The sequence below is a fragment of the Plantibacter sp. MDV22-iso1 genome, from assembly GCF_058408345.1.
In genome coordinates this window covers 1954715-1968061 of sequence record NZ_JBZVDY010000001.1, presented here as the reverse complement: position 1 = coordinate 1968061, position 13347 = coordinate 1954715, and the positions used below count along the sequence as shown (strand labels likewise).

Genomic DNA, 13347 nt, shown 5'->3' with positions numbered 1-13347 from the left:
CGGGCCCACGCTGGTTCGCGCCGGGCCGCCCACCGCCTGGCGAGCCAACCAGTCTAGCGGCGTCGATCCGGACGCGCGCAACCGCCGCTGCGCACGACTCCCGGTCACTGAGCTTGTCGAAGTGCCATGACCGCCCTTCGACAAGCTCAGGGACCGATGGAGGTCGGCTCAGGGGCCGGTGGAGGTCGGCTCACGGGTCCGGGGGAGTCGCACGGGTCAGGCGAGCGATGCGGCGATGTCGCGGATCCACGTGCGCACCGACGCGTCGTGCTCGTCGAACCAATCACCCTCGTAGCCGCGCGGAACGCCCTCCACCACCATGACGAGGGCGAGGTACAGCGACCACAGGCGTGCGCGGGTCCGGGCGTCCTCGTCGGGGAGGAGTTCGCGGCCGGCTACCTCACGGTAGGCGCGGATGAGTTCCGAGTCGGCGGCGACCGTCTCCGGCACGTCGGTGAAGAGCGCCAGGGAGACGAGGTCGGCGGTCGGGTCGGCCCAGTGCGCGCGTTCGTGGTCGATGACGCCGGTCAGTTGGGCGGCCTCCGCCCCATGCTCGGGCATGACGAGGAGGTTGCCCTCCCAGAGGTCGAAGTGGACCAGTGTCGGCTCCCTCACGCTGTCGAAGGCCGGAAGTGCAGTGTCGATCAGGCGTCGGATCTCGTCCGCCGCGACCGGGAGGTCGACGTCGAACCGCAGGGCGTCGGCGAGGACGGCCTCCACGACGAGTCGGTAGGCGTCGGCGGCGCTCGCCGCCTGGAGCTCCGGGCGTACGGGGTAGCCGAACCGCTTCCCCTCGGCGAGCCCGGTCGATGGATCGGTGGACGCAGCCTCCGCCGGGATGTCGACGTCGCCTGGTTCCACGTGGAACGGCGTGCGACCCGCCTCGTGCAGACGGGCGAGCGTGCGGCCGAGGACGTCGCGGGCGAGGGGGACGGTCTCGGTGCTGTTCGCCGGCCGGCCGGTGAGCTCGGTCATGACGAGCGCGTCGCGTCCGTCGAGCGTCGCCTCGAAGACGATCTCCGGCTGCGGCACCTCCGCACGCCCGAGGATGCGCAGCGCGAGCGCCTCGGTCGCCATGAGTGAGTGCTCGTAGGTGAGCCCGTCGGCGTCGGCGGGGGACAGCTTGACGATGACGCGCTCGCCGCCGTCGAGTTCGACCGCTGCGACCTCGTTCGCCGTGCCCGCTCCGAGCATCGTGATGGTCGGGCTGCCGGGCTGCATCGCCGGTCGCTCGGCCGCCCAGTGCTCGGCGACCGCGATCATGGTGTCACTGGGGCGAGGGGTTCGGCTCATCCGCCCACGGTAGCGCGCCCCGCGCCCTTCGCCCTCCGCTGGCCTGCTCGCCGAGCGCCCCTACCGTGGTCACCGAGCGCCCCTACCGTGGTCACCGAGCTTGTCGAGGTGCGCAGCCCAGAGCGTCCACAACTCCTGCTGGAGTCGCGCGCGGATCACGCGGGGTGCGGGATCTCCTGGCGGGCGGCGTCGGCGGGCTCATCCTGCAGGAGTCGTGGACGACGGCGGGCGCGTTTCGCGGCGCTCGACGCGCCGATGATGACGATCAGCCCGAGCAGCGTGATCGCCGCACCGGCCCAGATCGGCGAGGTGTAGCCGAGGCCGGCGGTGATCGTGACGCCGCCGAGCCAGGCGCCGAGCGCGTTGCCGAGGTTGAACGCGGCGATGTTCGCTCCCGAGGCGAGCGTGGGAGCAGCCGACGCGTACCGCATCACCCGCATCTGCAGGCCGGGCACGGTCGCGAATCCGAAGCCGCCCATGAGGACGAGGGCGATCACCGTGGCGACGGGCGACTGCGCGGTCGCGGCGAACGCGACCAGGATCACGGTCAGCACCGCGATCACGACGATGAGCGTCCGGTCGATGTTCCGATCCGCCGCCTTGCCGCCGACGATGTTGCCGACCAGGAGTCCGACGCCGAAGAGGATGAGCAGCCACGGCACCGTGGTCGAGGCGAAGCCGCTGACCTCCGTGAGTGTGTACGCGATGTAGGTGAAGGCGCCGAACATGCCGCCGTAGCCGAGGACCGTCACAGCGATCGAGAGCCAGACCTGGCCGGAGCGGAATGCGCGCAGCTCGGCGAGCAGTGATGCCGGGGCCCCGTCGTGCTTCGGTTTCGGCACGAGGGTCAGGATGCCGATGAACGCGATGACCCCGATCACCGTGATGGCCCAGAAGGTCGAGCGCCAGCCGAAGTGCTGGCCGAGCAGCGTGCCGAAGGGGACACCGAGCACGTTCGCCGCGGTGAGGCCGGTGAACATGATCGCGATCGCGCCGGCCTGTCTGTGTGCGGGGACCATCGCCGCGGCCAGCACCGAGCCGATACCGAAGAACGCGCCGTGACTGAGCGCAGCGAGGATGCGGCCCGCGAGCATGACCTGGTAGTCGCCGGCGAGTGCGGAGACGAGGTTGCCGGCGATGAAGAGCACCATCAGGGCCAGGAGGACGGGCTTCTTCGGCAGTCGGGTGACCGCCGCGGTGAGGGCGAGCGCCCCGACGACGACGGCCAGGGCGTAGCCGGAGATGAGCCAGCCGGCTGCGGCCTCCGAGACGCCGAAGTCGGTCGCCACCTCGGGCAACAGCCCCATGATGACGAACTCCGTGAGGCCGATGCCGAAGCCGCCGAGGGCGAGGGCGATGAGACCGAGTGGCATGACGATTCCTGCGATTCCTGGGGGTCGGGGGGAGAGTGCTGGTGGCCGGTAGCCGGGACGCGTACGCTGATAGTTGCAGACGCGCGATAGATATCGTTGCACGCGCTAGGTAATAGCGCAAGCAACTATGTGCGTCTGCAATCAATTGATCGATGTTCGAACCGAGGAGTCCCGATGGGCATCGCCGACGACGCTGTTGAGATCCGCGCGCAGGGGTGGCGGACGCTCGCCGCCCTGTACGGATCGATCGAGTCCGATCTGGAACGTGCGCTGCAGGCCGAGGCCCGGCTCTCGGTGGTCGAGTACACCGTGCTCGACGCCCTCGGGCGCCAGGACGGCTGGCACATGCGCATGCAGCAGCTCGCCCGCGCGACGGCCCTGTCGCCGAGCGCCACCACCCGGCTCGTCAACCGCCTCGAGGATCGCGCGCTCCTCACCCGTGTGCTGTGCGCCGACGACCGCCGCGGGGTCTACACCGAGCTCACTGCGGCCGGGAAGGCGCTGCTCGAGGAGGCCCGACCGGTGCACGACCGCGCCCTCGAGGAGTCGCTCACCACTGCGGAATCGCTCCCGGAACTCGCGCCGCTCGTGGAAGCGATCCACCGGCTGGAACCCGTCCCGTCCACCGTCTGATCGACCGGACCGTTCTCAGGAGAACTCCGGCGCGTCGCCCGGGGAGCAGGGCGGCGTGCCGGAGGAGGCCTGAAACAAGGACGTCCGGGTCGCAGTACGGTGCGCGCGTCGGTGGGTGATGCCAAGCTGAGTCGTCCGACCCGAGGGAGCACGATGAGCACCGCAGCACCGAACACCCGTGTCACCGCGCTCGTCGCACCAGGGTCCCGCAGGGTGCTGGGCGCCTATCTCGGCGCCGCACTCATCTGGGGCGCCAGCTTCCTCTTCATGAAGACGGGCCTCACCGGACTCGCACCGACGCAGGTCGCACTGTCCCGCGTGGTGCTCGGCGCCGTCACGCTCTGCATCATCATGCTCGTCACCCGACGCCGCTGGCCGCGGGAGCGTCGGCTCTGGGCGCACCTCGCCGTCGTCTCCGTCTTCCTCTGCGTCGCCCCGTTCCTCCTGTTCTCCTGGGCCGGACAGTTCCTGCCGTCCGGCCTGTCGAGCATCCTCAACGCGACCACGCCGATCATGACGCTCGCCGTCGGCGCCGTATTCCTCCCGAAGGAGCGGCTGAACGGCCTGCAGGTGTTCGGTATCTTCGTCGGAGCCCTCGGCGTCGCGATCGTCGTCGGGCCCTGGCGCGTCCTGGCCGACCCGGCGATCCTCGAGTCCATCCCGGCGCAGCTCGCCTGTCTCGGGGCGACCCTCTGCTACGGCATCGCCTTCGTCTACCTCCGGAAGTTCGTCCTCGGCACCCACGGCTACGACGCGGTGGTCATCTCCGCCGTGGAGATCTCGCTCGCCGCCGTCATCATGCTCGTGCTCTCGCCGTTCATCGCGATGCAGCCGGTGTCGCTCGACGTCCCGGTCGTCCTCAGCATGCTCGCGCTGGGAGCGCTCGGTACCGGTGTCGCCTACATCTGGATGACGACGATCGTCGACTCCTGGGGTCCGACGGCGGCGTCCACCGTCACGTACCTCACACCCCTCGTCGGTGTCGTCCTCGGCATCCTCGTGCTCGGTGAGGTCCTGCACTGGAACGAGCCGGTGGGCGGCGTGATCGTCGTGCTCGGCATCCTGGTGAGCCAGGGCCGGCTCCGGCTCCGGCAGCGCACGCCCCCACTCTCGGCATAGGGTGGCTGGACGGCCGTGCGCCGACGGTCACGGCCCTTCCCACGGAACGAGGTTTCACATGCGCATCGCATCCGGGCAGTTCTCCGCCGGAACGGACATCGACGAGAACCTCGCCAGCGTGGTCGCCCTGCTCGGTGAGGCCGCAGCGGGCGGCGCCGAACTGCTCGTGCTGCCGGAGATGAGCAGCTACGCCACCTCGGAGCCGCCGAGCGCGCTCGCCGCGATCGCCCAGCCACTCGACGGCCCCTTCATCACGGGCGTCGCCGCCGCAGCCGCAGCGCGCTCCCTCCCGACGGTCGTCGGCACCATCGAGGAGAACCCCGGTGGGTTGCCTTACAACACGCTCGTGGCGATCGACGCCGAGGGCAACATCACCGCGACGTACCGGAAGGTGCACCTCTACGACGCCTTCGGGTACGCGGAGAGCGACGGCATCTCGGCCGGCGAGCTCACCGAACCGTTCGTCCTCGAGCTCGGCGACCTCCGCATCGGGGCCTTCACCTGCTACGACCTCCGCTTCCCGGAGAGCGCGCGGCGCCTCATCGACGCCGGCGCCAACGTCATCCTGCTGCCCGCGATGTGGATCGTCGGCCCGGGCAAGGAGGACGCCTGGACCACCCTCGTCCGCGCCCGGGCCATCGAGAACACCGCCTACGTCGTGAGCGCCAACCAGACCGGCCCGCTCGCCACCGGCAACTCGATCATCGTCGACCCCGCCGGCGTCGTCATCGCCGCCGCCGGCGAGGCACCGGGCGTGGTCTTCGCCGAGCTCGATCCGGCGCGGCTCGACACCGTGCGGGCGCGGGTGCCCTCGCTCGCCAACCGCCGGTTCACCGTGGTCCCGCGGACCGCCGAATGAGCGTGGGCGAACGCGTGGGCGACCCGGTCGGTCTCTCCGAGGTCGTCTCCATCACGCGCGACCTCATCCGGATCGACACCTCGAACTACGGCGGCGGGCGTGCCGTCGGCGAGTCCCGCGCGGCGGACCTCGTCGAACGCCTGCTCGGTGAGGTCGGGATCGTGTGCGAGCGCTTCGAGGCAGAGCCCGGCAGGACGAACCTCGTCGCGCGATGGCCGGGTCGTGACCGCACGCTGCCCGGTCTGCTGCTGCACGGGCACCTCGACGTCGTCCCGGTCGACGCGGCCGCGTGGACGGTCGACCCGTTCGGCGGCGAGATCGCCGACGGCATGCTGTGGGGCCGCGGCGCCGTCGACATGAAGAACATGGTGGCGATGATCGTCGCGTCGGTCCGGCGCATGGTGACGGCGGGGGAGCAGCCCGAGCGCGACGTCGTCCTGGCGTTCTTCGCCGACGAGGAGGCCGGGTGCGTCCTCGGCTCGCAGTGGATGGTGGAGCACCACCCGGAGCAGTTCGCCGGCGTCCGCGACGCGATCAGCGAGGGCGGCGGGTACAGCGTCACCCTCGGCGAACGGGCCGACACCCGCGCGTACCTGCTCAACACCGGTGAGAAGGGCGTGCTCTGGTTGCGCCTGACCGCCCACGGTGCCGCCGGTCACGCCTCGCTCGCGAGCCAGGATTCGGCGATCGTGAAGCTCGCCGCCGCCGTCGGCCGGATCGGCGCGCTCGACTGGCCGGTGTCGTTCACCGAGACCACGACGCACCTGTTCCAGCGACTGCGCGAACTGACCGGAGCGTCCTCCGAGCTGTCGCCGTTCGAACTCGCCGCGCTCGTCGGTCCCAGCGCATCGCGGCTGCGCGCCGGCCTGCAGAACGTGGCGAACGTCACCATGATCACCGGCGGGTACAAGGAGAACGTGATCCCCGAGTCCGCGACCGCGACGGTCGACGCCCGGTTCCTGCCCGGCCAACGGGACGAGGTCATCGCGCGCATCCGGGAGGCGGCGGGCGAGGGGGTCGACGTCGAGGTCCAGCTGGAGCTCATCGCGATGGAGTCGCCGAACGACGGTGAGCTCGTCTCGGTGATCGAAGCGGTCATCGAGCGGCACGATCCCGGTGCGACCGTGCTCCCGCACCTCATCCCCGGCGGCACCGACGCGAAGGCGCTCAGCCGACTCGGCATCACGGGGTACGGGTTCATCCCGCTCAGGTTGCCGGCGGACTTCGACTTCCCCGGGATGTTCCACGGTGTCGACGAACGTGTGCCACTCGATGCGCTCGACTTCGGCTGCGCGGTGCTCACGGACATCATCCGCTCGGTCTGACGGGCAGGGGACCGGGGGCCGACCGGTGTTCGGGTTCGCCGATGGGCCACCCGGGGTCGGGTGGCACGGGGTTCTGGCGAGCTCGGGGTCCGGGAGTCTCGGCGGTACTAGCGTGCGGGTGGTGCAGGCGGAACAGGCGTCGTCGCCGTCGCGAACGGGCCCGAGAGCCTCGCCCACTGCAGCAGCATGATGGTCTTCGCGTCGATGATGTCGTCGCCGATGCGCGCGACCGCGTCGTCGATGTCGAGTTCGAGGAGTTCGATCTCCTCGCCCTCCTCGGCGAGCCCGCCCCAGTCGCCGCGACGCGCAGCGGGGTCGTACTCGGCCGCGTAGAAGTGCAGGCGCTCGGTCACGGAGCCGGGGCTCATGAAGGCGTCGAACACGTGCTGGACGGCCTCGACCGCGAATCCGGTCTCCTCGCGGGCCTCGCGGGCGACCGCCGTCTCGGGATCGTCGTCGTCGAGCAGGCCCGCGGCGGTCTCGATGAGCTCGCCGGTCGGGTGTCCGTTGACGTAGGCCGGGTAGCGGAACTGCCTGGTGAGCAGGACCTTCCGGGAGTCACCGTGGTAGAGCAGGATCGTCGCGCCGTTACCGCGGTCGTAGGTCTCGCGCTGCTGCGTCGACCAGGCGCCCGAGCGGTCCTGGACCCGCAGGGTCGTCCGGCGGAGGACGTGCCAGGCGGCGGCGACCAGTTCCACGTCGGTCACCTGGACGCGCGGGTTGCCGGTGAGGTCGAGGCCGGTCCGGTGCAGACCGGTGCGCCCGCGGGCGTCGGGGAGGTCTGCTCCGGGTTGCGGCTCCCGGACCGTCGTGGAATCGGCCATCCATCGAGTGTACGACCGCCTGGGAACGGTCGGCCAGGGGGATGCCCCGGGCGCGTTTGGCCGGTGAGCCCTGCTGCGCGACGCGCCCTTTCGTGAATGGCGACTACCCTTCGGTTTTCGTGGGTTCTGCAACATACTGGTGGGAGCACCGGTCGCGGTCCACGGAGGACCCCCGTCGAAAGGCACTCGATGACGAGCAGCATTCCCGCCAGCAGCCCCGTCGCCAGCGGAGGCGCCACGCCTTCAGCGCGGTCGGTCAGCTGGGTCGTGACCACCCAGGACGCACCCTGGCAGGAGCAGGAGCCCCTCGGGTTCGGACGACTCGCGGGGATGCCGAACGTCATGGTCGACGTGACGAACCCGCAGCAGACCGTCGACGGCATCGGCGGGTGTTTCAACGAACTCGGCTGGACCGCGCTCGGGCTCCTGTCCGAGGAGGACCGAGAGGGCATCCTGTCCGACCTCTTCACGCCGGGCGCGGGACTGAACCTCTCGCTCTGCCGCATGCCCGTCGGCGCCAACGACTTCTCCACCGACTGGTACTCCTACGACGAGGTCGACGGCGACTTCGACCTCGAGCACTTCAGCATCGACCACGATCGCGCGACGCTCGTCCCCTTCATCCAGGCGGCGCAGCGGTACCAGGGCGACCTGCGCCTCTGGGCGTCGCCGTGGAGCCCGCCCACCTGGATGAAGACGAACGGGCACTACGCGGCCGCGCGACCCTGGGCGGAGTCAGGCGTCGACAACGGCATCCGTGACGACCAGCTGGGCTCCGAGGGGACCGATCTCTTCATCCTCGAGGACCGCTACCTCGAGACCTACGCCCGGTACTTCGCCCGCTTCGTCGAGGCCTACGGCGAGGAGGGTATCCGGGTCGAGATGGTCATGCCGCAGAACGAGTTCAACTCGGCGCAGGTGTTCCCGAGCTGTGTGTGGACGGCCGAGGGGCTCGCTCGGTTCATCGCGGTCCTCGGGCCGGAGATGGACCGTCTCGGAGTGCGGGTCTTCCTCGGCACGCAGGAGCGGCCGCACGACGCGCAGATCGAGACCGTGCTCCGGGATCCGGCGGCCGGTCCCTGGGTCGCCGGAGTCGGATTCCAGTGGGCCGGCAAGGGCGCGATCGCCGCGGTGCATCACGCCCACCCGGACCTCGCGCTGTACCAGACCGAGCAGGAGTGCGGTGACGGCCGGAACGACTGGCGCTTCGTGCGGCACACCTGGGGACTCATGCGCCACTTCTTCACGAACGGCGCACAGGCCTACACGTACTGGAACCTCGCGCTCACCGAGGGAGGGGTCAGCCGCTGGGGCTGGGCGCAGAACTCGCTCGTCGTCGTGGATCCCGACACCCGGGCCTTCCGCTACACGCACGAGTACTTCCTCATGCGGCACCTGGGGCACTTCCTGCAGCCGGGAGCGCAGCGGCTCGCAACGATGAGCTGGACCGGACACGAGAACCTGCTCGCCTTCCGCAACCCGGACGGCGGCGTCGTGCTCGTGATGCAGAACGACCTCGGCGAGCCGCTCCCGGTCCAGATCGTGGTGGGCGACGACGTCATCACGCCGACCCTGCCGGCCGACTCCTTCGTGACGCTCGTGATCCCGCCCGCCTGACCGTCGGTGCCGGAGCCACCCCTTGTGGGCGGTCGCCTCTGCGGCCTAGCCTCTCGCGTACCGGCACCGGCGACGGAGGACACATGGGCAGGCTCATCTATTCGGCGATCAGCTCGCTCGACGGCTACCTCGCCGATGAGGAGGGACGCTTCGACTGGAGCGCCCCGGATGCCGAGGTGCACGCCTTCGTGAACGAGCTCTCCCGGCCGATCGGCACCTACCTGTTCGGCCGACGCATGTACGAGATCATGACGTTCTGGGAGACGGCGGACGAGCTGCCGGACGAGCCTCGCGAGATCGCCGACTTCGCGGCTCTGTGGCTCGCGGCCGACAAGGTCGTGTACTCCACGTCGCTCGATGCGGTCTCGACGGCACGGACCACGCTCGAGCGATCGTTCGACCCGGAGGCCGTTCGCCGGTGGAAGGCGGAATCGGACCGCGACCTCAGCGTCGGCGGCCCGCACCTCGCAGCCGAGGCGATGGCAGCGGGGCTCGTCGACGAGGTGCAGCTGTTCCTCTCACCGGTGATCGTCGGTGGCGGCTTGCGTGCGCTGCCGGCCAACCTCCGGCGACGCCTGGAACTCGTCGACGAGCGTCGCTTCGGGGCCGGCGTCGTCCACCTCCGCTACACCGTCACCGGCGAGCCCGTCTGAGGTGAGGCAGTCTGTCGCGGGGATACCCCGGGAGCGACCAGATGCCTCACCTCACGGATCAGATGGCCTCGAGGATGATCGCGGAGCCCTGGCCGCCACCACCGCAGATACCGGCGGCACCGATCGAACCCGAGCCGGCGGCGGCGAGACGACGGGCGAGGTGGCCGACGATCCGCGTACCGGAAGCGCCGATCGGATGACCGAGGGCGATCGCGCCGCCGTTCGCGTTCACGATCGCGGGATCCACGCCGAGCTCGTTCGTGGAGTGGACCGACACGGCGGCGAACGCCTCGTTGATCTCGACCGCTGCGAGGTCGCCCATCGTGTGGGAGGTCTTCGCGAGGGCTGCGACGATCGCGTTCGACGGCTGGGCGTGCAGGCTGACGTCGGGTCCGGCGACGAGCGCGTGCGCGACGACACGGGCGATCGGGGTGAGTCCCCCGGCCGCAGCGGCTTGCTCGCTCATGAGCACGACCGCGGCCGCTCCGTCGGTGATCTGGGAGGAGTTGCCCGCGGTGATCGTCCCCTCGCCGCCGAACGCGGGACGCAGCCCGGCCAGCGACTCGGCGGTGGTGTCGGCGCGCAGTCCGTCGTCGGTGCTCACGACGGTCGGACCCTTGCGACCCGGCACGGAGAAGGGTTCGATCTCCTCGGCCTGGACGTCCGCAGCTGCTGCGAGCCGCTGGTGCGACCCGGCCGCCCAGGCGTCCTGCTCCGGGCGTGCGATGCCGAGCGGGCCGTTGCGCTCCTCGGTGGACGAACCCATCGACCGGTGCTCGAACGCATCGGTCAGGCCGTCGTGGTCGAGGGTGTCGACGAGCTCGATGGCGCCGTAGCGCTTGCCGGCGCGCGAGCCCGACCAGGCGTGCGGGGCGAGGCTCATCGACTCCTGGCCGAGCGCGACGACGACGTCGACCTCGCCGGCGTCGATGAGACGCGTGCCGGTGACGATCGCCTCCATGCCGGAGAGGCACACGGCGTTGACGGTGATGGCGGGGACGGTGAAGGGGATGTCGGCCCCGACGGCGGACTGCCGGGCGGGGTTCTGGCCGGCGGCGCCCTGCAACACCTGGCCGGCGATGACCTGCTGGACGTCGGCGGCGTCGACCCCCGCCCGGGACAGGGCTGCGCGGATGGCGTGGGCGCCGAGCTCGGTGGCGGGTACGGACGCGAACGCCCCGTTGAACTTCACGAACGGGGTGCGGGCGTACCCGACGATGACGGTGCTCATGCGTGTGCCTCCTGAGGCGTGGCGGGTGCGATCGGCACCTCGCCGGTGGTGGTGGGGTCGAGTTCGACGGAGAACTCCGCGCCCGTCAGGGTGCGCAGCTCGGCGACGCTCGTGTCGGGCGCGAAGGCCCGCAGGACGAGCGCCCCCTCGACGATATCGAAGACGGCGCGGTCGCTGATGATGCGGTCGACGACACCGACGCCGGTGAGTGGGAGATCGCACTGCTCGACGATCTTCGGGCTGCCGTCCTTCGCGACGTGCTCGGTGACGACCACCACCCGCGGGGTCCCGGCGACGAGGTCCATCGCGCCGCCCATGCCCTTGACGAGCTTGCCCGGGATCGTCCAGTTCGCGAGGTCGCCCGCACCCGAGACCTGGAGCGCGCCGAGGATGGCCAGCTGCACGTGGCCGCCGCGGATCATGCCGAACGAGGTCGCCGAGTCGAAGTAGCTCCCGCCCTCGAGGAGCGTGACCGTCTGCTTCCCGGCGTTGATGAGGTCGGCGTCCTCCTCGCCCTCGATCGGGAACGGACCCATGCCGAGCAGGCCGTTCTCGCTCTGCAGCGTGACGTGGACGCCCGGCGGGACGTGGTTCGCGACGAGTGTGGGGATGCCGATGCCGAGGTTCACGTACTCGCCGTCGCGGAGTTCGGTCGCCGCGATCGCGGCCATGTCGTCTCTCGTCCACATGATGATCAGGCTCCTGCCGGTGTCGTGGTGGCGGCCGCCGGGCGGACGGTGCGCTGTTCGATGTCCTTCACCCGCGGCGTCGCCGTGACGAGGCGCTGGACGAAGATGCCGGGGGTGACGACGCTGTTCGGGTCGAGGTAGCCGTCCTCGACGACCTCCTCGGCCTCGGCGATCGTCAGCCGGCCGGCGGTCGCGACGATCGGGTTGAAGTTCCGCGCGGTGTGCCGGAAGACGAGGTTGCCCTCGCGATCGGCGCGGAACGCGTGGACGAGGGCCACGTCGGCGACGATGCCACGCTCGAGGACGTAGGTCTCCCCGTCGAACACCTCCGTCGGCTTGCCCTCGGCGACCGGGGTGCCGACGCCGGTCTTCGTGTAGAACCCGGCGATACCGGCACCGCCCGCGCGCAGCCGCTCGGCGAGCGTGCCCTGCGGGGTGAACTCGACCTCGAGCTCGCCGTCGAGGAACTGCTTGGCGAAGAGCTTGTTCTCGCCCACGTACGACGCGACGACCTTCCGCACCTGTCGGTTCTCGAGGAGGATGCCGAGGCCTTTGCCGTCGACGCCCATGTTGTTGGAGACGATCGTGAGGTCGGTGGCACCCGTGTCCCGCAAAGCCTCGATGAGGTCCGTCGGGTTGCCGCTCAGACCGAACCCGCCGACCGCGATGGTCGCTCCGTCCCGGACGACCTCATGCAACGCCTCGGCGGCGCTCGACCAGTGTTTCGTCATGTCACTCCCTTGTGGATGGCGTGCCGGCTTGACCACATGGTGGTGCACGCCGATCGTCTCTCCAGTAGTCAGTCACAGCCGTCCTGCGGTGTCAAAGGTGGCATCGGCTCCGATCGCGGATTCACTCATGACGTGGTCCCGGCTGCGGCGTAGGCTCACCATGTGGACAAGCTGACGGTGCGACGTGGCTGAGGGGATGCGCGGCGCCCAGGTCGTCTCGCGCGTGAGTCGGATCCTCAAGATCGTGTCGGAGCATCCCGGCGGGGCGTCGTCTTCGGCGGTGGCCGCGGCCGCCGGGCTCACACGGCCGACGGCGCACCGCCTGCTCGCCTCGCTCGCTGCCGAGGGCTTCCTCGACCACGACGTCCGCGCCGCCCGGTGGCACCTCGGTCCTGAGCTGTTCCTCCTCGGATCGCTCGCGGCGGAGCGGTACGACGTCGCGGAGCTCGCCCGGGAGAGCGTGCGGATCCTCGCGCACGAGAGCGGCGAAAGCGCCTTCCTGTCGGTGCGCCGTGGCTTCGAGACCGTGTGTCTGTTGCGCGAAGAGGGGAGTTTCCCAGTGCGGTCGTTCGTGCTGACGGAGGGGGTCCGCTTCCCGCTGGGGGTCGCGTCGGCAGGACTGGCGATCCTCGCGTTCTCCAGCGACGGGGAGATCGACGACTACCTGGGTCGCGCCGACCTCGACGAGCGGTGGGGCGAGGCCCACACCGCTGATCGCGTGCGCGAGCGGATCCGTGAGACGCGCGAGCGCGGGTACGCCGTGAACCCGGCGCTCATCCTCGAAGGCAGCTGGGGCATGGGTGCGGCGGTCTTCGATGCGGCGGGGAAGCCCGCCTGGGCGCTCAGTCTCACCGGGATCGAGTCCCGGTTCCGGCCTGAGCGCCAGGCGTTCCTCGGTGGCCTGCTGCTGGAGCAGGCGCACGAGCTGTCGAAGCGCCTCCGCTGAGGCGGGCGGTCGGTCCCTGCGCCGAGCCGCACTTCGACAGGCTCAGTGACCGGG

At 70.5% G+C, this 13347-nt stretch carries 13 protein-coding genes; 7 read left to right on the top strand and 6 right to left on the bottom strand.

Annotated elements, in window-relative coordinates:
- Nucleotides 1-216: 216 nt before the first annotated feature.
- Both AC4PMY_RS09460 and AC4PMY_RS09455 read right to left on the bottom strand, forming a co-directional pair.
- A complete protein-coding gene (locus AC4PMY_RS09460) occupies nt 217-1293 on the bottom strand; it encodes a phosphotransferase family protein (RefSeq protein WP_491622556.1) in 1077 nt (358 codons plus the stop codon).
- Between the two features lie 155 nt (nt 1294-1448).
- The gene (locus AC4PMY_RS09455; protein WP_491622555.1) at nt 1449-2666 is read right to left on the bottom strand and encodes an MFS transporter; all 1218 of its coding nucleotides are present in this window, start codon (nt 2664-2666) and stop codon (nt 1449-1451) included.
- A 174-nt stretch (nt 2667-2840) separates the two neighbouring features.
- Between AC4PMY_RS09455 and AC4PMY_RS09450 the strand changes: the two genes are divergently transcribed.
- From AC4PMY_RS09450 to AC4PMY_RS09435, 4 genes are all read left to right on the top strand, one after another.
- Nucleotides 2841-3299: a MarR family winged helix-turn-helix transcriptional regulator gene (locus tag AC4PMY_RS09450; RefSeq protein WP_071261925.1), complete on the top strand. Its 459-nt coding sequence runs from the start codon at nt 2841-2843 to the stop codon at nt 3297-3299.
- Nucleotides 3300-3452: 153 nt separating this feature from the next.
- Entirely contained in the window at nt 3453-4418 is a 966-nt protein-coding gene (locus tag AC4PMY_RS09445) for a DMT family transporter (RefSeq protein WP_491622554.1), read from the top strand.
- A gap of 58 nt (nt 4419-4476) precedes the next feature.
- Nucleotides 4477-5277, top strand: coding sequence for a carbon-nitrogen hydrolase family protein (locus AC4PMY_RS09440; RefSeq protein ID WP_121292916.1), 801 nt, complete (start codon nt 4477-4479; stop codon nt 5275-5277).
- Complete coding sequence (locus tag AC4PMY_RS09435) at nt 5274-6602, top strand: M20/M25/M40 family metallo-hydrolase (protein ID WP_071261922.1); 1329 nt, start codon at nt 5274-5276, stop codon at nt 6600-6602. The genes AC4PMY_RS09440 and AC4PMY_RS09435 overlap by 4 nt, the downstream gene beginning before the upstream one ends.
- Nucleotides 6603-6709: 107 nt before the next feature.
- Here AC4PMY_RS09435 and AC4PMY_RS09430 read toward each other — a convergent pair whose 3' ends face one another.
- Nucleotides 6710-7426 (bottom strand): NUDIX domain-containing protein, encoded by a 717-nt coding sequence (locus AC4PMY_RS09430; protein WP_285038806.1) that lies wholly within the window; start codon nt 7424-7426, stop codon nt 6710-6712.
- A 189-nt stretch (nt 7427-7615) separates the two neighbouring features.
- On the opposite strand from AC4PMY_RS09430, the gene AC4PMY_RS09425 reads away from it, so the two are divergent.
- Nucleotides 7616-9043 (top strand): glycoside hydrolase family 30 protein, encoded by a 1428-nt coding sequence (locus AC4PMY_RS09425; protein ID WP_071261920.1) that lies wholly within the window; start codon nt 7616-7618, stop codon nt 9041-9043.
- Between the two features lie 83 nt (nt 9044-9126).
- Entirely contained in the window at nt 9127-9696 is a 570-nt protein-coding gene (locus AC4PMY_RS09420; RefSeq protein ID WP_064293958.1) for a dihydrofolate reductase family protein, read from the top strand.
- A gap of 58 nt (nt 9697-9754) precedes the next feature.
- On the opposite strand, the gene AC4PMY_RS09415 is transcribed toward AC4PMY_RS09420, so the two are convergent.
- From AC4PMY_RS09415 to AC4PMY_RS09405, 3 genes are read right to left on the bottom strand one after another with little or no spacing between them, the layout of a single operon-like run.
- Nucleotides 9755-10927 carry an acetyl-CoA C-acyltransferase gene (locus AC4PMY_RS09415; protein WP_491622553.1) on the bottom strand — a complete coding sequence of 391 codons (1173 nt, stop codon included), beginning with the start codon at nt 10925-10927 and terminating at the stop codon, nt 9755-9757.
- Nucleotides 10924-11616, bottom strand: coding sequence for a CoA transferase subunit B (locus AC4PMY_RS09410; protein ID WP_491622552.1), 693 nt, complete (start codon nt 11614-11616; stop codon nt 10924-10926). The genes AC4PMY_RS09415 and AC4PMY_RS09410 overlap by 4 nt, the downstream gene beginning before the upstream one ends.
- Before the next feature lie 5 nt (nt 11617-11621).
- Complete coding sequence (locus AC4PMY_RS09405) at nt 11622-12347, bottom strand: CoA transferase subunit A (RefSeq protein ID WP_064293955.1); 726 nt, start codon at nt 12345-12347, stop codon at nt 11622-11624.
- Nucleotides 12348-12543: 196 nt separating this feature from the next.
- Here AC4PMY_RS09405 and AC4PMY_RS09400 point away from each other — a divergent pair, with 196 nt between their 5' ends.
- The gene (locus AC4PMY_RS09400; RefSeq protein ID WP_175116651.1) at nt 12544-13293 is read left to right on the top strand and encodes an IclR family transcriptional regulator; all 750 of its coding nucleotides are present in this window, start codon (nt 12544-12546) and stop codon (nt 13291-13293) included.
- Nucleotides 13294-13347 lie beyond the last annotated feature (54 nt).